The following is a 20,609-nucleotide window of genomic DNA, read 5'->3' as shown; positions in this document are numbered from 1 at the left end:
CATTTCACGATCCGTCCCCCATCGCCGGAGAAGGATGGCCGTCCTCTCCGGCGCTTCTTTATCTCATGAAGAAGCACGGAAATCATAAGACAAGCGTGGCACTATCGTTTCCTATGAGACAATCTGATGTTGGGCAAAGAAATGCGGCCTGGGCTACGCCACTCGCTTGCGTAAGAAGCCGCCAAGTCTAAATGATATTTGGCATCTGGACGGGTGGTCGTGATGATCAGTGGCCGGGATGCTGGCTCTGGCGCGCTGTGGATTAGGACGGCTAAGTCCTCAATGAGGTCGTTCAAATCCGCCGCAATGCCAAGGCTGTCAGGCGCCCGCTGTTCCGTTTGATGAAGAAGCAGGGGTGTCAACTCGTCTCAACGAGACGCACTGCTTCTGCACGGAACTCCGGCATCACGCCCGCATGGCGGCCACGACCGCCCAATGTCTTCTTCTCTTCTTTAATGGATCAAACTCCTATCAAATTTGAGGAGTTCGCTCTCCACTTTTTCCGGGCAAGTCCACTGCGCATCGTCCTGCAGCGATGGTCCACTGGAAAGGCATCGCCGGAATTGTCGCTTGATCACTCCGCTGCATGCCCCATCAGTAGCTGTGGCGCTTAAACAGCGAATGACGAAGCCGGCACGAAAGAAGGGCATCGTCATGGAGCATTCCGGCATCAAATTGACGAGGTCTGTCGGCAAGGCAGCGCTTCTGCTTCACGTCCGGATCCGTTGGAGAGGGATCATTCCTTCAGCTTCTGGTAGACAGCAGTCGCCGTCTGCTCATCAATCACGATCACGTTGGCCATCTTGGTTTTCAGCATTGCGCAAATTGCTTCCACCTTTTCCATCCCGCCGCCGACGCAGATGCGGGCCGGCACCTTATGCAGATCGTCGAACGCCATCGTGATGTGGCGATCATCGAATTCGCTGCGGATGATGTTGCCCTGCCGGTCGAAGAAGAAGCCCGAGGCGAAGCCCACCGCACCGGCCTTGCGGTAAACGGCGACCTCTTCCATCGTCATGAAACCGCCTTGAACAAGCAGCGTCTCGCCTTCGAGCTGCGTGACGCCGAAGATCGACTTCGTGCATTGGCGCAGCAATGAAAAGTGATCGCGGATTGCGGGTTCGTTGAGCAGGATCTGCTTGACGGTTGAGGATGAAACGACACCCGGCGCATGCAGGTTTACTGCGCGTGCATTCAGCCGCTCCGCGATGTTCGAGGTGCAGAGAACCGGTGAGAAGTCGAAGGTCGCAGCCGAACTGCCTGTGACCTGCGCAACGGTCACATGGGGCAAGGAGGCGCGCAGCAGCGCCTTCGACAGTGCCATGATCGTACGGCCCCAGGCTACGCCGATCGTATCGTTTTCCGTCAGCTTCTGTTCGAGGACGCGCGCGCCGAGCGTGCCCAACTGGTCGAACAGCGATCCGCCCTGGCGGGTGGCCGGCAAAATGTAAAACTCCGAAATCCCGGTCATCTCCGCCAGTTCCAGAGCCAGATCGATCCGCGACATGCGTGTGGGGTCGATCGCAATTCGCACCACGCCCTCATCTCGGGCCTTCTGCAGCAGGTTGAAAATGCTGGCACGGGAAACGCCGAGCTGATCGGCAACCTCGTCCTGCTTCAGGCCGCGCTCGTAATACAGCCAGGCGGCCCAGAGAACCTCATCCATGCCGAACTGCGCCGGCGTTTCCTTGCGGCCGCCGGATGCCTTGGGCGTGGATGCGTCAGTCTTCTTCATGGTCGGTTCCGTTGTCAGGTTGGTTGATGGCTAGCACTACGCGAGTTTTGGCGTGATTTACAGGCCCTGAGTGCGATTTTTGTCATAAGCCATCACGTTGTGAAAATTGCCATTGACATATGCCAATGATGACTGACATATTTCATATCAACGAAATGCCGATGACTTGGGAGGAACAAGTGATCTTGCCGAAAGCGCAGCCCGGCATAAGGGCGATCAACTGGAACGGATTAATCGAGGATGTGACTGCGGGCCGTTGGCAGGACCCGGATCAGGGGCGGCCGGTCGATGTTCCCTTCCGCCACATTCACATCGGCGATGGTCTCGCCGATGACGCCGACAGCCTCTTGGAAAGTGTCATGCCGGCTGAGACCTATGCGGTGGTGTGCGACCATGACACCGCACAGGTGATGGGGGAGGCTATCACCCGCAGGCTCGGCGGGAAGGCGCGTCTGGTGCTGCTTGATCATCCCCATGCTGATGAAGCCGAGGTGCGAAGCCTGCAGAAAAGGACCGCCAATGTCGATGCTCTGGTGGCTGTCGGATCGGGCACGATCAATGATCTGTGCAAATATGCGACCTATCTGGACGGTCGCCCATACAGCGTGTTCGGCACGGCGCCGTCCATGAACGGATACACGTCCTCGACTGCTTCCATCACGCTGGATTCCGGCCTAAAAACCACGCAGAAAGCCCACGCAGCCAAGGGCGTTTTTATCGATATCGATGTTTCGGCGCAGGCCCCGCAATATCTGATCGGCGCCGGGCTTGGCGATAGCCTCTGCCGGCCGACGGCGCAGATCGACTGGTATTTCTCCCATGTCATGTTCGGCACACGCTATGCGACGGCGCCCTATCTGATGCAGGAAAAAGACGAGTGCTCCGTGCTCGACCGTTCCAGCGGCCTCGGTCAGCGTGACCACGATGCCATCGGTTATCTCCAGCGCCTGCTGACACTGGCAGGCCTTGGTATTGCCGTTGTCGGCCTCAGCCATCCCGGTTCGATGGGCGAACACCAGATTTCCCACTGGATCGACAGTTTTGCGGGTGACCGGCATCCGGGAACCGTTCACGGCCAGCAGGTCGGGGTTGCTTCCGTCACCATGGCCCGTCTCCAGAAGCGCATTCTCGCCATGGAAGAAGCGCCGCGCATCGGCCCCAATATTCCCGACGAAGCCGGGATCATGGCCCGCTACCCACACGCTGCGGTCGCCGATTGCCTGACGGCGGCGAGGGCCAAGGCGATGGATGGGGAGGCTGCCGAACGCTTCAATGCGAGGCTTGCGGCGATCTGGCCCGAACTGCGGCGCACGCTCAGTGCCATGGCAATCGACCCGGACGAGATGGCGGCGCATTTGCGGGCCGCCGGCGGTGGCGCAACCTATGCCGAAATCGGCATGGACCGTGATCTTTATGTCGAGGCGCTGCGTCGCTGCCCGGAAATGCGCGACCGTTATTCGATGCTCGATCTCGCGATCGGGATGGGCATCCTCGAAGACTTCATTGAGGAGTATGTCTGATGCGACCCTTGAGCGAACTTGACCGGGGCGTTTTGTCCGACTGTCTGGCCGTCTTCACCGATATTGACGACACGCTGACCACCGGCGGGCAGTTGCCAGCCGCTGCCTACGCCGCGCTGGAACGTCTTGCGGCTGCCGGGTTGCAGGTCGTGCCCATCACCGGTCGCCCGGCCGGCTGGTGTGACATGATCGCCCGTTTCTGGCCAGTGGCCGGTATCGTCGGCGAAAATGGCGCTTTCTATTTCTCCTATGACCGCCAGGCCCGCGTCATGAACCAGCGCTTCTTCGCGACGGACGACGAGCGTCGCCACAATCGGGAAAAACTCAACGCGTTGAGGGAAAAGATCCTTCGCGAGGTGCCGGGCGCAGGCATCGCCTCCGATCAGCTTTACCGTGAAGCTGATCTGGCGATCGATTTCTGCGAGGATGTGCCCCCCCTGCCGGAAGCCGCCGTGCAACGCATTCTCGATCTTTTCAAGGAGGCGGGCGCGGTGGCAAAAGTCTCCTCCATCCATGTCAATGGCTGGTTCGGTGATTACGACAAGCTATCGATGGCGCGCATCTTCACCCGTGACGTCCTCGGTTTCGATATCGATGATATGCGCGACCGCGTGGTTTTCGTTGGTGACAGTCCCAATGACGGGCCGATGTTCGGCTTCTTTCCGAATTCCTGCGGCGTGGCGAATGTGCGCGAATTCGCCGAGGGCAGCTTCACTCCGCCAGCCTTCGTAACGGAGGCGGAGGGTGGGGAAGGCTTCGTTGAAGTGGCGGAGCGCATCCTTGCGGCGCGGTCAGCAACTGCGGAACGGATGGTGGCCAATGTCTGATACGCTTTACGATCTTGCGATCATCGGCGGCGGCATCAATGGCTGCGGCATTGCGCGCGACGCGGCGGGACGCGGATACTCCGTCTATCTCTGTGAAAAGAACGATATCGGTGGTGCGACATCGTCTGCCTCCACCAAACTTCTTCACGGCGGCCTTCGCTATCTCGAGCATTATGAATTTCGACTGGTGAAAGAGGCGTTGCTGGAACGGGAGACCCTGTGGTCCATCGCGCCGCATATCGTGCGGCCCCTGCGGTTCATCCTGCCCTACAGCAAGGGCATGCGTCCTGCCTGGATGCTCCGCCTGGGACTGTTCATCTACGATCATCTTGGCGGTCGCAAGCTTCTGCCTGGCACCCGTCGTGTCGACCTGGCGCGGGGACAGTTCAGCCAGGGCCTGCGCAGTGATCTCAGGCTCGGTTTCGAATACTCCGACTGCTGGGTGGAGGATAACCGGCTGGTGGTGCTAAACGCGATCGATGCGCAGGAAAAGGGCGCGGTGATCCGCACCCGCACGGCCTGCGTCGCCGCCCGTCCCCTTCCGCAAGGCGGATGGCAGGTCGTGACCGAGGATGCTGAAACCGGTCGCCGCGAAACCATCAGGGCGCGGATGCTCGTGAATGCCGGTGGCCCCTGGGCCAACGCCATCGTTCGTGAAATCGCCGGCCGCGTGCCGCGCGGCCGTGTGCGTCAGGTGCAGGGTTCCCACATCGTCGTGCCGAAGCTTTACGATCATGACCGCTGCTTCATATTCCAGAACAGCGACGGGCGCATTGTCTTCACCATTCCCTATGAGGACCAGTACACGCTGATCGGCACCACCGACCGGGATTACCCAGGGGACCCTGCCGATGTCGCAGCTTCAGAAGAGGAGATCGCCTATCTCTGCAATCTGGCCAGCACCTATTTCAGGATGCCGGTCGAACCTGCGGACGTCGTCTGGACCTATAGCGGTGTGCGCCCGCTTTACGATGACGGGTCCTCTGCCGCGCAGGCGGCGACGCGCGACTACGTGCTGGAGGTGGACGACAGCCTGAAGGCACCGGTGCTCTCGATCTTCGGCGGCAAGATAACGACCTATCGCCGTCTGGCAGAATCCGCGCTGGACCTGGTGGAAGAGCGTCTCGGTCAGACGCTGCGGCAATCCGGCTTCTCGAAGGGCTGGACCGGCACCACCCCGTTGCCAGGCGGGGACTTCGCCCCAGGCGATTTCGATGTGCAAGTAGTTCGCCTTAAAAGGGAATATGGGTTCCTGCCGGATGGGCTCGCGACCCGGTTGGTCCGCCAGTATGGCACCCGCGCATGGCGTCTCCTGGCAGGCAAGGAGAAGCTGGGCGATCTTGGCCGCCACTTCGGCGCAGATCTGACACAGGCGGAGGTCGACTTTCTCTGCGCGAACGAATGGACGCGCAGCGCCGATGATATCCTGTTCCGCCGCAGCAAACTTGGTCTGCGCATGACGGCTGCGGAGATCGCCGGTCTCGAAGCCTACCTGAAGGGAACCTACGAACAGCGAAGAAGCGCATAGCGATACGGTGCGTGTCGACAGGGAAGAGGAGCCCTGTCGACCGGTAAGGCACCGAGGCACACATGAATTGGGAGGAGAAAGATGTATCTGGGCATCGACCTTGGCACGTCCAGTGTCAAATCCATTCTCATTGATGACGAGCAGCGACTGATCGGGGAGGCGTCATCGGCACCCCTCGACGTCGTGCGAGCAATGCCCGGCTGGTCCGAGCAGGATCCGGAGATCTGGTGGCGAGCCGTCTGTGAAACGCTTGACAGCCTGGGCCGCGCCCATCCCGTCGAAATGTCCGCCGTCGAAGGCATCGGCCTGTCGGGTCAGATGTATGGCGCGACCGTTCTCGACGAGGCTGACCGGCCGCTGAGGCCTGCCATTCTCTGGAACGACACACGCAGCGCCGCGCAATGCGCGGAACTCGAACGGCGTGTGCCCGACATCAAATCGATCGCCGGCCGCAAGCCGACACCGGGCGTTACCGCCAGCAAGCTGATGTGGCTTGCCGCTAACGAGCCCGAAACCTTCAGCCGGGTCCGCAAGGTTCTGCTGCCGAAGGACTACATCCGCATGCTGCTCACCGGCGAAAAGGTCTCCGACCTTGCCGACGCCAGCGGCACGATGTGGGTCGACCTCAAAAGCCGGACCTGGTCCGCGGAACTGCTTTCGGCAACGGGCCTGTCTGAGGATCACATGCCGCGTCTGTGCGAGGGAACCGAGGTTTCCGGCAGGCTGCGCCCCGGCCTTGCCCAGCGCTGGGGCATGGCAAGGCTGCCTGTGGTTGCAGGTGGCGGGGGCGATAATGCCTGTGGCGCCTGTGGGACGGGTGTCATCGAAGATGGTCATGGCACGGTTTCGCTTGGCACCTCCGGCGTTCTCTTCGTGGCCAACAACAGTCCCCGAATTGCCGAGGACTTTGCCATCGAAACGTTGTGCCACGCCGTGCCGGACCGCTGGCACCAGATGTCGGTCGTCCTCTCGGCGACCTCCTGCCTGACCTGGCTTTCCAAACGGCTGAAGCGCAGCCCGGAAGACCTGATTCAAAGCCTCGGAGCCGCGCCACGCCCGGCAACCGATGTGATTTTCACCCCTTTCCTCGATGGATGCTGGTCACCCCGCAATGACGCGAACATTCGCGGCAGCTTCCACGGGATTGCCCACCAGCACGATGACGAGGCGCTCACGCAGGCCGTGTTGCAAGGTGTTGCATTCGCGATCGCCGAATGTGCGGAAGCGTTCCGTGAGAGCGGTACCGAACTGAAACGGCTGATGGCGATTGGCGGCGGTTCCCGCTCGCCGCTGTGGCTTTCGATCCTCGCGACGGCGCTCGACACGGAACTCGAACTTCCGGATGCGAGTGCGCTGGGTGCGGCCTTCGGCGCGGCGCGCCTGGGCATGATCGCGGCCACGGGAGCCCGGCCGAGCGAAGTTCTGCGTCGGCCGAACATTCTCGATGTCGTCCCCCCGGCCGCCGCCTATGCCGACAGCTATGCGGCAAGCTTCCGCAGTTGGAAACGGCAGGCTCGGGCGAACTGAAAGATTTGCGCCGTCAGAGGAGTGGCGGTGCCGAATAGACCGACATCAAGTCGGGCTCATTAACCTTGGAGGAGAAGACAATGTCAGAGACTATCGAAATGGGTGGCTTTGGCCGCCGTGCATTCATGACCGGCACGCTTGCCCTTGCAAGCGCGGCTGCGCTCTGGCCGAAAGACATGCGCGCCGCAACCGCGAACCGAACGTTTGCAGCGGCGCTTGGCTGGACCACCTACGATTCCGGCCGCCACCTGCAGGATGGCTTCAAGGCAGCCGTGGCCGAACTGGGCGGCACGCTCTCGATGACGGATGCCGGTTTCGATGCCCGCGTTCAGTCGGATCAGATCGATTCTCTCATCGCTTCGAAGCCGGATGCGCTCTTTATCACGCCTGCCGATGCCGTTGCCATTGCCCCGGCTGTACTGCGCGCCATCGCCGCCGGCATTCCCGTGTTCTGTGCAGACAGCGCGGTGCCCGGCGCCACCGCCACCACCACTTCAATGTCGAACAACTTCGGCATGGGGCAATATTCCTGCGAATACATCTGCCAGCAACTGAAGGGCAAGGGCAAGATTGCCCGCGTCATGCTGCCGCAAAACGAGAGCTGGGACCAGCGTACGCTCGGCATGGAATGGACGCTGCGGCGCTACCCCGACATCAAGATCGTGGCTGAATGGGCGTTTGCGCTGGCGGGCAATGTCACCCCGCGCCAGGCTGTCGACAATATCCTGACCTCCAATCCCGATGTCGATGCCATCTGGTGCGCCTGGGACGGCGCGGCGGTCGAAGGCACCCTTGCCGCTCGCGCCGCCAATCGCGGCGATCTCATCCTGACCGGTATCGACGGCGGTTCGCAGGCTTTCAACTATATCGCCGGCAACACGCCGCTGAAGCTCTCCATGGCCCAGAGCTTCTACGAAATGGCCTATTCGAGCGTCTTTTACGCGCATGAGCATCTCGCCGGTCGCAAGGCGCCGCGTCTTGTCGTGACGCCGACCTATGCGGTGACGAGCGACATGCTCCAGAAGGGCATTCCGGACGATTACGACGTTCCCGGGCGAGGCTCCGAGCTTGGCTGGATGCGCGCTGTCTGACACGGCCGCGCGGCTACGGGGCCCAGCGCTCCATAGCCGCGCACAAGGTGAGGAAGCAAGGTTATGACACAACCCGTACTGACTGCGACCGGCATATCGAAACGCTTCGGTCCCGTCCTTGCCCTGAGGGACGTCGCTTTTCATGTGGAGCGCGGGGAGATCCATGCGCTTCTGGGCATTAACGGCGCCGGAAAATCGACATTCATCAAGATCCTCTCGGGCATGATCCAGAAGGACACCGGCTCGATCAGGATCGCCGGGCAGGAGGTGGACCTCAGGTCACCGAAAGATTCGATCCGTGCCGGCATCGCGACTGTCCAGCAACATCCGGAACTCGTGCATGACATGAACGGGCTCGACAACATCTTCCTTGGTCGGGAAAGCCGCCGGCCTGGATTGTTCGGCCGGGTGGACCGCAAGGCGATGCAGTCGCGCGCCGAGGCTTTGCTTGCGCGGTTTTCCGTTCCGCTCGATCTTGCCCGCGAGGTTGGCAGCATGGCGGCCGTCGAACGCGAGGCCGTCGCCATTCTTCAGGCGCTTGCCGATGACGACATCAAGGTGCTCATCCTCGATGAACCGACATCGACATTGACCGATGTCGAGCGGGAAGACCTGTTCGAACTGATGAACCAGCTTCGTGCGCAGGGCATCTCGATCATCTACATCACCCACCAGCTCGAGGAAGTCTTTGCCATTGCCGACAGTTTCTCGGTGTTCCGCGGCGGCACCTGCGTTGCACGCATGAGCGTTGCCGATGCCAAGGCCTCCGACGTGTCGCTGGCGACCATGATGCTGGGCGAGGCGATCGGCGACATTTTTCCGCCGAAGGCCGATCCCGACAGCGCCGGTGAGGTGGTGCTCAAGGTTTCCGGCCTGGCCAGTGCCTCGAAATTTTCCGGTATTTCGTTTCAGGCTCGCAAGAACGAAATCCTCGGCATTTTTGGTCTGGTCGGCTCCGGCTGCGAGGAGCTTGCCAAGGCGATCTTCGGCGTTGAGGCGCTGGACCGTGGCGAAATCGAAGTCAACGGCAAGGCTGTTGCTCCGAAAACGCCTCGAGATGCGCTCGACGCCGGTATTTTCCTCGTGCCGGGCGACCGTCGCACGGAAGGTCTGGCGCTCGACCGTCCGGCGGTCTTCAATGTGCCCATGGCCAATCTCCGGCGCGCCGCCGGCGGCGGCTGGGCCCTAAGGGGCCGTTCGGTGCGCGCCGACTCGAAATCCCTGACGGAGCAGGTGGCGCTGCATCCTCCCAGTCTTTCGACACCGGCCAGTGGCTTTTCCGGCGGCAACCAGCAGAAGATCGTCCTGGCCAAGGGGCTCTACACCCAGGCGGACGTCTATATTTTCGTTGAGCCGACCATCGGCGTCGATATCGGCGCCCGCGCCAAGATCTACGGCCTGATGCGCGAGCTGTCTGAAACGGCCGCCGTCATCGTCATTTCCAGCGATTGCGATGAAGTGTTCGGCGTCGCCGACCGCACCATTGCCATGCACAAGGGCCGGCAGGTGGAGCCGGGCAGCGGCGTGTTCAACCGCGATGCGCTGCTGTTTGCCGGTATCATGGGAGAGAGAAAGCAATGACTGTCTTAAAGCAACTGCCCAAGGGTGCGGGCAGGGGAGTGGCCTTCGTCGTGTTGGTTCTGGCGCTGGCCTTGGCATTTGCGCTTGCCGAACCCCGCTTCCTCACCCATGCCAGCCTGAGCGGTATCGCCCGCCACATGGCCGCCAACGGTCTGGCTGCGCTCGGCCTCACCTTCGTCGTCATTGTCCGCAAGTTCGACCTGTCGATCGCAGGGGTGGCCGCCTTTACCGGCATGTCCATGGGAGCGGTGATCGCTGCGGGCTATCCATTGTGGCTTGCCATTGTCGTGGGCATCATGCTCGGTGCCGCCATCGGCGGCCTGTCGGGGTTTGCCATCAGCAAGGCCGGCTTTCCGGATATCGTGACGACGATCGCCATCGGTTCCGTCTGTGCGGGCATGGCCTTCCTCTACACTGGCGGCCGCTCGATCTTCCAGAACTTCTTCCAGAGCGGCATTACCGATCTCAATGACGCTCGCTTTCTGGGGATCAGCGTATCCCTCTGGTTCCTGCTTCTGACCTATGGCATCGCCTGGCTGGTGATGCACAGGACGCGAACCGGGCTTGCCTTCTATGCGACGGGTGAAAACCCGACTGCGGCGCATTTCTCCGGCATCGCCACACGCAAATTCATCGGTTCTGCATATGTGATCTGCGCGATTTTCACCGTGCTGGCCGTGCTGCTCATTCTCGCTGAATCCGGTAACGCCGAAACCAACAAGGGCGCCAACCTGATGATGCCGGCCTATGCCGGTGTTTTCCTCGGTGCGGCCATCATGGGTGGCACATCGGTCATCTCGACGTTTGCCGGCATCCTGCTGATTACCATGCTGCTCGACGGCTTCTCCCTGATGGGCGTGCCCTATTACTACAGCGACGGGGTCGTCAGCCTCATTCTTCTTCTCGGCGTGATCGCCTTCTCCGACACCATCCGGACCTGGGCCGGCGGTTTCAAGCTATTCACCAGCAAAACCAAACGGACGGGATCCGTTTCCGGAGGGCAGGCATGACCATGATCTACTCCACAAACTCCTTTCACAAGGATCGCAGCCGTCCTCTGGCCGCCCGCGTGGCGAAGGTGACGATCGATCTCTGGTTGGCGGCGACACTTGTCATCCTGACTTTGGCAATCTCAAGCATGCGACCGCAATTGCTCGATGTTTCCAACATCGCGGCCCTGCTCAAGACGTTCTCCATCATGGTGACGATGGTGCTTGGTCTGACCTGGGTGATCGCGGCCGGAAAGATCGACGTCAGTTTCATGCAGATTGCTGCCCTTTCCAATATGATCTGTGCGTCTCTTGCCGGCTATGGCTGGGGCTGGGCGATCCTCGCCAGCCTTGGCGTCGGTCTCGTCGTCGGCCTTGTCAACGGCTGGCTCGTGGCCTTCCTGCGTCTGCCGTCCCTGATCGTGACGATTTCGGTTGCGGGTATCTGCGCCTCGGCAGCGGCAGCGCTCGGCAAAGGTACGGTTATCCGCATCGCGGATGTGGGGCCGGTCGGCTGGCTCCTCAATACGACCCTGTGGGGCGCCGTGCCGGTTGTCGCCATTCCTGTGCTCGCCGTCGGCGCACTGGCCTGGTACATGCAGGAACGTCTGGCCATCGGTCGTTACATCTATGCCATGGCGCAGAACGAAGCCGCCGTGCGCGGTGTGGGCGTGCCCGTCGGCCGGCTTACCATGCTACTCTTCGGTCTCTCTGGTCTCAGTTCAGCAATTGCCGGCGTCCTGCTTGCGGCCAATCTCTCCTCCGGCCAGCCAATGATCGGTGGGCCTTATCTCATCAATGGTCTGACGGTTGTCCTGCTTGGCGCCATGATGGTGAGGATCGGCAAGCCCAACATTCTTGGCACCATGACGGCAACGCTCTTTCTCGGTGTGCTGTTCAGCGGCGCAGCCCTTCTTGGTCTGCCCGATTACCAGCGCCAGATTATCCAGGGCGTGCTGCTGGCGCTCGGTCTCGGTGTTGCAGCGGTGGCCTCGCGCCATCACGGCGCGAACAAGAGGGGACATTGATATGGTCAGCCTGACACCAACCGTCACCATCGGCCTTGATTGCGGCACCGGCGGAGCGCGGGCGATGATCTGCGATCTCAATGGCCGGGTCCTGGCGACCGCCGCGTGCGAATACCGGACCGAATATCCGAAATCCGGCTGGGCGACCCAGAATCCGCAGGATTGGTGGAGCGCCTGCTGCCAGGCGGTGCGCGAAGCGATGAGGATCGCCGAAGTTTCCCCCTCGCAGGTTGCCGCCATTTGCGCTGACGGCACGTCGAGTACGCTTTTGATGCTTGATGAGGACGGTGAACCGATCGGCGAGGCCATCCTGTGGATGGACAATCGGGCATCGCCCCAGGCGCAACGGATCGGCGCCACCGGCCATCCGGCCTTGCGCCGTTCGCGCGCAGGGGTGAGTGCGGAAACGGCGATCCCGAAAATCCTTTGGCTCAAGGAAAACAGGCCCGAACTCTACGCCCGCGCCCGCTGGTTCATTGAACTTGCCGATTTCATCGCCCTTCGCCTTTCGGGAGAACTGACACTCGGTCAGAACCACACAATCAACCGCTGGTTCTATTCGCCGCGCGACGGCGGATGGCCGGAGGATTTCTTCGAGCGGATCGGGCTTGGCGGCATCACCCGCTTTTTCCCTGAACGGATGCCGGTTCTTGGCGAGGCGATCGGACCGGTCTGCGCCATGGCGGCCGCTGAGATGGGGCTGACGCGGCAAACGATCGTCGTGTGCGGTGGCACGGATGCCTATGTGGCAACCGTTGGCCTCAATACGCTGAAGCCGGGAGATACAGCGCTGATCACCGGCACGTCTCATCTCGTGCTGCCCACCATCGACGCCGATGTCGAGATCCTTGGCCTGTTCGGGCCGCATCCCGATTGCGTCGCGCCCGGTCGTTACGTGATGGAAGGCGGGCAGGTTTCAACCGGTGCCGTTCTCCGCTGGTGGCATGAACTCTCGAACGGTGGCGGTGCCGGGATCGAGGCCACGCTGCACGAGGCGGAAGCGGTTCCACTCGGAGCCAACGGTCTGGTCGCGCTGGATTTCTGGCAGGGCAACCGGAATCCCTATACCGATTACGACCTGCAGGGCGCGCTTTGGGGGATGACGTTGAAGCACACGCGTGCGGACATTACCCGCGCGCTGATGGAGGCCGTCTGCCTCGGCACCGCTAACATCCTGCGTTGCATTTCGGGGCAGGGGCTACCGGTCAATTCGATGACGGTAGCGGGCGCTGCGCTTAGGTCCCGCTTCTGGCTTCAAATGCACGCGGATACGGCGGGCATCGACCTGCTGATCCCGGAAGTGGGTGAAGCGACCGTCTTCGGGGCGGCGATCACGGCGGCTGTCGGTCTCGGCGCCTACGCGTCGCTCGACGAAGCCGCCCGGAAGATGGTGCGTATCCGCGACAGGATCGAGCCGGACCGCGAAAACCATGAGCGATACAGGGCGCTGATGGAACTCTACATCCAGACGCATTCGGCGCTCAGCCCCTTGATGCACGACATGGCCGAACGAAGCAGGTCCGCCATGGCCACCTGATACCGTCCCCCATCCCGACAATAACGAATTTTCAGGCTGCGGCCCCCGCCGCAGTGTCGCTCCCCCTTTGCCAAGTGAAAGGAAATGACATGGCTCACATCGGAGACTTGATTGCAGAGATGCTGGCGCAATACGGCGTCGAATACGTGTTCGGCATGCCGGGCGGCCAGACCACCGCGCTCCACGACGGTATTTCCCGCCGTACGGACCGTATTCGCCATATTCTGATGCGCGACGAACGCAACGCTGCCTATGCCGCCGATGCCTATGCGCGCCTGACGGGAAAGCCGGGTATTTGCGATGTGACTGTCGGCCCCGGCGCCAATCTTCTTCCTGCCGGGTTCCTCGAGGCGCTTAACGCTTCCATTCCGATGATCGGTATCATCGGAGAGCTGCCACTCGACTGGCTGACATTGAAGGAGAAAGGGATCGCCAGCCAGGGGTTTGACCAGTTGAGCTTCTTCAAGACATGCAGCAAGGAAGCCTACCTGGTGCCTTCGGTTACCGCGTTGCCGGAGATGATCCGCACGGCCTTCCGCGTGGCGACCGCGCCAAGACCCGGTCCTGTTGCACTCATTATCCCGCACGACATTTTCGATGCGGAGTGGGATGAGGATGTTCTCAAGATCACCGTGGATGATCGCTCGCAGAAGATCCCCTATCTGCGCAGTTGTGCACCGGAAGCGCAGATCAGGGAGGCGGCCACCCTCATCGCAAAGGCGAAGCGCCCGGCGCTGGTTTGCGGCGGCGGCGTTCACGGTTCTGACGCCACGGCAGTCGTCACCGAATTTGCCGACAAGCTTGGCGGCCTCGTCGTCACCAGCCTGTCCGGCAAGGGAGCCGTGCCGGAAACCCGTGACTACGCAGCCGGCGTTCTCAATCCGTTGGGGTCCAAGGCGGCCATCGATCTCATCAAGGAAGCCGATCTGGTCATCTGGTGCGGTTCGAAGGTCAGCCAGAACACCGGCATGAACTGGACGCTGCCGATGTCGGAGCAGGCGACCATTACGATTGACCTCGACCCGCTCGAGCATGGCCGCACCTTCCGCCCGACCGTGGCGATGCTTGGCGATGTTCGTGAGACGGTCGCCGCGCTCAGCAAGGCGCTGCCGAAACTTCCCGCTAGACGGGAATGGGCGGCCCGCATCGCGGAGGTGAAGAGCGCATGCGACGCCGACAAGCAGGCGGAGATGACCTCTGATCTCGTGCCCGTTCAGCCGCCACGGGTGATGAACGAAATTGCCAAACGGCTGGCGGAAGACGACATCATGGTTTCGGATGCATCCTTCGCGGCCGGATGGATTTCCGGCTATATTCCGGCCCGAAAGCCCGGCCGCCAGTTCCTCTTCGCGCGTGGACAGGGCGGTCTTGGCTACTCGGTGCCGGCCGCAATCGGCGCCGCTGCCGTCCGGCCCGATGCCCGTATCGTCACCGTCGCGGGCGATGGTGCCTTTTCCTACACCATCGGGGAACTGGCAACGCAGGCTCAATACAATCAGAAGATTGTCAATGTCGTTATCAACAACGGCAAGCTCGGCTGGATCCAGCTCTGGCAGGAGCTTTACTTCAACAACGTGCAGTCAGCCGTTCTGGAAACGCAAAGTGTGAAGCCCGGCTACGCGGGCGCTGCACAGGCGTTGGGATTGCTCGGCATTTATGTCGAGAGCCCGGATGACATCGGTCCGGCGCTGGATCGTGCCTTCGCCTATGATGGCCCGTCAGTCGTTGAAGTCCGCATCGATGACAGGGCGACGCCGATCCATTCGTTCAAACGGCGTCTTCGCGAGAAGGCAGATACGCCCTTCGCGCGTCCCGGCACAGTTTACAAGCTGAGGGACTGGAAGATTTCGCCCGACCTTTAGCAGTTAAGAAGAAGCAATGCCCGCTTTTGCGGGCATTGCCTTGCAAGACAGGGGTGTTCGGCAGAGATTTTCTATATCTTCGACAGGGTCCAGGGTTGAGGGGCCTCGGCGTCCGCATTGTGCGGAATTTCTGACAAGTTATGTCAGGACGTTCGACTTTATCAGTTCACTGTAGGCGATATGCTCCCATCGCAACGGCGGTCGTGCGTGTGGCTGCAACCCGGTCAGGAGACCGCCTGTGACTGATCACAGCATCAAAGGTAGAATCGTCACCATTGCCGGCGGAGCGAAAAATCGCGGTTGGCCGATCGCGCGCGATCTCGCTGCCCGCGGCGCCCAAGCGATCGCCCGTCAGGCCGGCCTGACGACGGCAGGTGCCACTGACCATTATCCTTGGCTCCGGTCAGGATGCAGTCGAAGTGTTGCCACCGCAAACAGGTCGGGACGGTCGAACGCATATCACTGCAGTCGGCATTCTTTGGACATCACAATCACAACGGCCTTCAATACCGTTCCTTTCGGTCGGACCGGTTCTGTCACCAACTACAGCCGTGATTGGAGAGCAACGAAACACGGATTGCGGTTTGACCGTGATGCCCATGCCGAATTCATCCGGAGACAGCGAAGAAAGTCGGCGATGTCGAGACGACGTGAGCGGTGGCGTTCGGTCGTGGAATGACCGTACAATTAAAATCAGCATTGCGGCCCTTCCTTTGCGGTCCGCAATCGGTTCGGGAGCAAAGGAAGAGGGGGCCTGTTTCATGCATATGCTGCTTGTTATTCTCGCCGGGCTTGTTCTGCTCGGTGTTTTTGCGTTGTTTGGAAAGTTGTGGGGCGGGGATGCCGCCGGCATTGCGCTGGCCGTCCGGTATTTCGTGCCCGTGTGGCTGCTTGTGGCGCTGACCAACATGTGGGTGGGCGTGACCAAGGCCGGTTACGGCGTGTCGGAGGAACTGCCGATCCTTCTCGTCGTCTTCGCCGTTCCCGCCGCCATTGCCGGTTTTGCCGCATGGCTCTTGCTGAAGTCCTGAGCGTGGTCGTAGCTTGGGACGGAATTCCTCACTCGTGAAAAGGTTTCCATGAGCCAGTCACTCTTCGCCCGCCTCTTTCCCGCCGATGCCCTGCGTAAACTGGATGCCGGCGCGCAGCCCCGTGTCACCAACATGGAGCTGTTCTTCGACCTGGTCTATGTCTTCTCCATCATCCAGCTTTCGCATTTCCTGCTCGCTCACCAGAGCTGGGAAGGCGTCGTGGAAGCCGCGACCCTGTTCGCCGCGGTGTGGTGGGCATGGAACTACACCGCCTGGGCAACCAACTGGCTCAACCCCGACCATCGCAACGGCCGGCTGCTGATGGTCTTCCTGATGGGCTGTGCGCTGCTGATGGCGGCCGCAGTGCCCGAGGCCTATTCGGAACGGCCCGGCCTGTTCGTCGGCGCTTACGTGGCGATGGCGGTGGTCCGTGCCGCCTATATGGCGCTCGTCTTCCGGGGGGCGCGCATGAGCCGCAACTACGCGCAGCTCTGCGTCTGGAGCGTGCTTTCCGGCCTGTTCTGGGTGGCCGGTGTCTTCCTGCCGGAGCACCGGATCTGGCTGTGGATCGTCGCGGTCGCCGTCGATTACGGAGCGCCCTATGCCGGCTTCTGGCTGCCCGGTGCGGGTTCCACGCCGATGTCCTCCTGGCCGCTGAAGGGGCTGCACCTGCTTGAGCGTAACCAACAGGTCTTCATCATCGCGCTCGGGGAATCCGTGCTCCTGCTCGGTGCCATGCTGGTGGAAAAGCCACTGGATGCACCGATGCTCGGCGCGGCACTCGTCGGCTTCCTGGTGATCGTGGCCATCTGGTGGATCTATTTCGTGCAACTTTCGGAGGCGGGCGAACACAGGTTCAGCCATGCCTCCGACCACACCAATCTTGCCCGCGCGGGGCTCGCCTATGCCCATGGCATCATGGTCTGCGGTGCGATCGTGGTCGCCGTCGCCATCGAGCAGATGGCATCCCACCCGGCGGAAGCCACCCATGCTTCCACCGCGCTGATCGCGTTTTCCGGCCCGGCGCTTTTCCTGGCGGGCAGCGCGCTTTTTCATCGCACCATGGCCGAGAAGGTGCCATTCAGCTACCCCATCGCCGTCTGCACCATCGGCGCGTGGGCGGCGCTGTCCTTCGTCATGCATCTTCCAACGCTTGCGCTCGGCGCCGGCGTGCTGGTCGTCATGCTTTTCCTGGCACTGAGCTGCCGGGAAGGGGAGGCCGCTCACAAATGACGACGGAGCCCGACGTTACAAGGCAATCGAAACGGACCCTGACGGCCAATGTCCTGCTGCTGGTCGCGATCCTGCTGCACAACCTGACCTATCCGCTATCGACGCTCGGCGGCGTCGGGCCTCTGATCTTCTACCTGTTTTATGCCTCGATCTTCGTCGCGGGCACCTGGGCGCTGGAAAAGGGCAGGGGCTGGCGGGCGGCGATCAGCATTTCGGGCCTTGCGGTTTTCGTCGTCGGACTGCTCAACTCCTACCGGCCGGGACCTCTGGCGGCGCTTGATGTCTATGTGACCTCGATCGTCTATCATGGGCTGATGATCGCCGTGCTGATCCGCTACACGTTTACGGCACGCATCGTCGTCACCGATGTCGTGCTGGCGGCGACCTCGCTCTATCTCGTCATCGGTTCATGCTTTGCGGCGATCTTCGCGCTGATCGACTGGCTGCAGCCGGGTTCCTTCGTGGCGTCTTCGGGTGCTGCGATCGGCTGGCAGCAACTCGTCTACTACAGCTTCGTGACGCTGACGACCGTGGGTTACGGCGATATAACGCCGGTCGGGTTCTATGCCCAGTCCTTCGCTGCTTTCGAGGCCGTGCTCGGCGTGCTTTATACGGTTATCCTGCTGTCACGTCTGGTGGGGTTGCATGCGAGCCGACCGACGGAGTGACGCGGTTTCGGAGGGAGTGGGACAATGGATGCTCTGGCCAGCAGTGCGGAAGGCTTCACTCATGTGCGCGTGATCGTCGGCATGGTCCTCGGTCTCAGTCTCGCGAGGCTGGTGAACGGCCTGACGCGCTTCGTGCAGCATCCGGGCAGCGTGAAGATCTATCCGATCCATCTGGGATGGGTGTTCTTCCTGCTCCTCACCATCATTCATTTCTGGTGGTATGAGTTTCACCTCAGGCTCGTGCCGCAATGGAACTTTCAGGTCTATTTCTTCCTGATCGTCTACACGATGCTCTATGCGGCGCTGACCGCGCTGCTGTTTCCCGACCAGATCACCGACTATCGGGGCTACGAACACTATTTCGAAGCCCGGAAACGCTGGTTCTACGGCCTGCTCGCGCTGACCTTCATTTTCGATATCGGCGACACGCTGATCAAGGGACAGGACTATTTCGCCTCGCTCGGAACCGAATACATTCTGCGCCAATGCCTGTTCACCGCCGCCGCCATCACGGCCATGCTGGCGAAGGGGAAACGTTTCCAGCTCGTGTTTCTGGTGGTCGGAACCCTCTACCAGATTAGCTGGATCATCAGGGTCTACGACCTGCTTTAGACGCAGGCTCCACGGTTGCCGGATTTCGACGTTCATCTCTGAATGCAGCCCCACGGGCTGCTCTGAGACCAGGGTTCGGACCGTCGCAGTGTGGGCGGGCACGTCAGTCTGCAAAAGAGCCCCTTTTTCGGAAGCCGGAAATCCGTGGTCAACCGGCGCTCGTTGATCGCTTGAACGCCGGAACCGCCATTACCTCGCCGCATCCTCCAGAATCATGTCGGACGCCTTTTCGGCGATCATCACGGTTGCCGCATGGGTATTGCCCCGCACCACCTGTGGCATGATGGAGGCGTCGACGACGCGCAGGCCGGAAAGGCCGGTCACGCGCAGGCGCGGATCAACCACCGCCCTGTCGTCCACGCCCATGCGGCAGGTGCCGACGGCATGAATATCGAAACCCGCCTTGTCACGGATGAATTCGATCAGCTCTGCATCGCTGCGCATGTCGGTGCCAGGCTGGATTTCCGAGGCGATATAGGGTTGCATTGCCGGCTGTTCGACAATGCGGCGCACCAGTCGGATGCCGAACAGCATGGCGTTGATGTCGTAATCCGTCTGGAAAAAGTTGAAGCGGATATGCGGCGGGGCCGAAGGATCGGCGGAACGCAGGGTGATCTCGCCGCGTGCGTCCGGCGCAACATGTTCCGGGCTGAAACTGAAGCCCGAAAACGGATGTTGGCGCGCGCCCTTGACGGTGCGTTCGGCCACGCTCCAGGCCGCCATTGCCATCTGTACGTCGGGGCGGTCCTGATGCGCGTCGCTGCGGGCGAAGCCACCGACATAGATGCCGGTTTCAGCCAGATAGCCTTTGCGCAGTACCGCATATTGCAGGGCGCTCAGCGCCTTGCGTACGAAGCTGTTGGCCATGTCGTTAATGGTGATCGGCTTGGTGCAGCGGAACATTAGCTGAATGCAGGTATGGTCCCGCAGGTTCTGGCCGACATTCGGATTGTCGAGAACGCAGGCGATTCCATGTTCGTTCAGCCGGGCGGCGGAACCGATGCCCGAAAGCATCAGCAGTTGCGGAGAGGCGATCGTGCCGGCCGAAACGATGGTCTCGCGCCCTTCGGCGAACAGGTGGCGGTCGCCGAGCCGGAAGCGGACACCGCGCACGATGCCGCCTTCGACGACAAGCCTTTCCGCTGTCGCGCCCGTCACGATACGCAGGTTGGTCCGGCCACGAGCCGGTTTCAGATAGCCGCGCGCTGCGCTCCAGCGTCGACCCTTGTGGATATTCATCTGGTAATATCCGAAACCGTCCTGCGTTTCGCCGTTGAAATCCGGGTTGTCGGCAAGGCCTGCCTGACGGGCGGCAGCGCAGAGCGCATTGGGCAATTCGTGGTCAAAGGTCTGGTCGGAGACCTTCAGCGGCCCGCCGACACCGTGATAGGCATTGGCGCCGCGCGACTGGTCCTCCGCCTTGATGAAATAGGGCAGCACATCGGCATAGGACCAGCCCGTGCAGCCGGCTTTCGCCCAGTCGTCGAAATCCAGCCTGTTGCCACGCACATACATCATGCCGTTGATCGACGAGGAACCACCGAGCACCTTGCCGCGCGGCTGGTAGGTGTTGCGACCGTTCATGCCCTTTTCCGGCTCACTCTCATACATCCAGTTGTAGCGCGGATCGGTGTAGAGCCGGGAATAGCCAAGCGGCAGGTGAATCCACGGGCTGGCGTCGGCCGGGCCAGCCTCGAGAAGCAGCACGCGATGACGGCCATTCTCGCTCAGCCGGGCGGCGAGCACGCTGCCGGCCGAGCCGGCGCCGATGACGATGAAATCGTAGGGGCCGCCGTCCCGCCGTTCGTCAGTCTGGGGATCGTTCATTGTTACCTCGAAT

At 61.5% G+C, this 20,609-nt stretch carries 16 protein-coding genes and 1 pseudogene; 15 read left to right on the top strand and 2 right to left on the bottom strand.

What is annotated here, in order from left to right; all coding sequences use genetic code 11:
- Positions 1-736: 736 nt before the first annotated feature.
- Positions 737-1,735 carry a sugar-binding transcriptional regulator gene (locus GGQ66_RS20345; protein WP_183795091.1) on the bottom strand — a complete coding sequence of 333 codons (999 nt, stop codon included), beginning with the start codon at positions 1,733-1,735 and terminating at the stop codon, positions 737-739.
- 179 nt (positions 1,736-1,914) lie between these two features.
- Here GGQ66_RS20345 and GGQ66_RS20340 point away from each other — a divergent pair, with 179 nt between their 5' ends.
- From GGQ66_RS20340 to GGQ66_RS20270, 15 genes and pseudogenes are all read left to right on the top strand, one after another.
- Positions 1,915-3,255: a sn-glycerol-1-phosphate dehydrogenase gene (locus tag GGQ66_RS20340; RefSeq protein WP_183795089.1), complete on the top strand. Its 1,341-nt coding sequence runs from the start codon at positions 1,915-1,917 to the stop codon at positions 3,253-3,255.
- On the top strand, positions 3,255-4,082 hold the full coding sequence (locus tag GGQ66_RS20335) for an HAD-IIB family hydrolase (RefSeq protein ID WP_183795087.1): 828 nt from the start codon (positions 3,255-3,257) through the stop codon (positions 4,080-4,082). The genes GGQ66_RS20340 and GGQ66_RS20335 overlap by 1 nt, the downstream gene beginning before the upstream one ends.
- Positions 4,075-5,610 (top strand): glycerol-3-phosphate dehydrogenase, encoded by a 1,536-nt coding sequence (gene glpD / locus GGQ66_RS20330; RefSeq protein ID WP_183795085.1) that lies wholly within the window; start codon positions 4,075-4,077, stop codon positions 5,608-5,610. Before GGQ66_RS20335 ends, glpD begins: the two co-directional genes overlap by 8 nt.
- An 81-nt stretch (positions 5,611-5,691) precedes the next feature.
- Positions 5,692-7,137: a xylulokinase gene (xylB, locus tag GGQ66_RS20325; protein ID WP_183795083.1), complete on the top strand. Its 1,446-nt coding sequence runs from the start codon at positions 5,692-5,694 to the stop codon at positions 7,135-7,137.
- Between the two features lie 80 nt (positions 7,138-7,217).
- Positions 7,218-8,228 carry a sugar ABC transporter substrate-binding protein gene (locus GGQ66_RS20320; protein ID WP_183795081.1) on the top strand — a complete coding sequence of 337 codons (1,011 nt, stop codon included), beginning with the start codon at positions 7,218-7,220 and terminating at the stop codon, positions 8,226-8,228.
- Positions 8,229-8,291: 63 nt separating this feature from the next.
- Positions 8,292-9,809 (top strand): sugar ABC transporter ATP-binding protein, encoded by a 1,518-nt coding sequence (locus tag GGQ66_RS20315; protein WP_183795078.1) that lies wholly within the window; start codon positions 8,292-8,294, stop codon positions 9,807-9,809.
- On the top strand, positions 9,806-10,819 hold the full coding sequence (locus tag GGQ66_RS20310; RefSeq protein ID WP_183795076.1) for an ABC transporter permease: 1,014 nt from the start codon (positions 9,806-9,808) through the stop codon (positions 10,817-10,819). The genes GGQ66_RS20315 and GGQ66_RS20310 overlap by 4 nt, the downstream gene beginning before the upstream one ends.
- A complete protein-coding gene (locus GGQ66_RS20305) occupies positions 10,816-11,826 on the top strand; it encodes an ABC transporter permease (RefSeq protein ID WP_183795074.1) in 1,011 nt (336 codons plus the stop codon). The genes GGQ66_RS20310 and GGQ66_RS20305 overlap by 4 nt, the downstream gene beginning before the upstream one ends.
- Position 11,827: 1 nt before the next feature.
- Positions 11,828-13,363, top strand: a complete 1,536-nt coding sequence (locus GGQ66_RS20300; RefSeq protein ID WP_183795072.1) for an FGGY-family carbohydrate kinase — start codon at positions 11,828-11,830, stop codon at positions 13,361-13,363.
- 89 nt (positions 13,364-13,452) lie between these two features.
- Positions 13,453-15,225: a thiamine pyrophosphate-binding protein gene (locus tag GGQ66_RS20295; RefSeq protein WP_183795070.1), complete on the top strand. Its 1,773-nt coding sequence runs from the start codon at positions 13,453-13,455 to the stop codon at positions 15,223-15,225.
- A gap of 238 nt (positions 15,226-15,463) precedes the next feature.
- Positions 15,464-15,574: pseudogene (locus tag GGQ66_RS20290) on the top strand (SDR family oxidoreductase); the annotation flags it as partial.
- Between the two features lie 412 nt (positions 15,575-15,986).
- Complete coding sequence (locus GGQ66_RS20285) at positions 15,987-16,256, top strand: hypothetical protein (RefSeq protein ID WP_183795068.1); 270 nt, start codon at positions 15,987-15,989, stop codon at positions 16,254-16,256.
- A 48-nt stretch (positions 16,257-16,304) separates the two neighbouring features.
- Positions 16,305-17,489 carry a low temperature requirement protein A gene (locus GGQ66_RS20280; RefSeq protein WP_183795066.1) on the top strand — a complete coding sequence of 395 codons (1,185 nt, stop codon included), beginning with the start codon at positions 16,305-16,307 and terminating at the stop codon, positions 17,487-17,489.
- Positions 17,486-18,157 carry a potassium channel family protein gene (locus GGQ66_RS20275; protein WP_183795064.1) on the top strand — a complete coding sequence of 224 codons (672 nt, stop codon included), beginning with the start codon at positions 17,486-17,488 and terminating at the stop codon, positions 18,155-18,157. The genes GGQ66_RS20280 and GGQ66_RS20275 overlap by 4 nt, the downstream gene beginning before the upstream one ends.
- Positions 18,158-18,181: 24 nt before the next feature.
- Complete coding sequence (locus tag GGQ66_RS20270; RefSeq protein WP_183795062.1) at positions 18,182-18,769, top strand: hypothetical protein; 588 nt, start codon at positions 18,182-18,184, stop codon at positions 18,767-18,769.
- Positions 18,770-18,958: 189 nt separating this feature from the next.
- On the opposite strand, the gene GGQ66_RS20265 is transcribed toward GGQ66_RS20270, so the two are convergent.
- A complete protein-coding gene (locus GGQ66_RS20265) occupies positions 18,959-20,596 on the bottom strand; it encodes a GMC family oxidoreductase (protein WP_183795060.1) in 1,638 nt (545 codons plus the stop codon).
- Between the last annotated feature and the right edge of the window lie 13 nt (positions 20,597-20,609).

The sequence above is a fragment of the Allorhizobium borbori genome (assembly GCF_014196535.1).
GTDB lineage: Bacteria > Pseudomonadota > Alphaproteobacteria > Rhizobiales > Rhizobiaceae > Ectorhizobium > Ectorhizobium borbori.
Note: the sequence above shows the minus strand (reverse complement) of the source record. Positions and strands in the feature narration are given on the sequence as shown.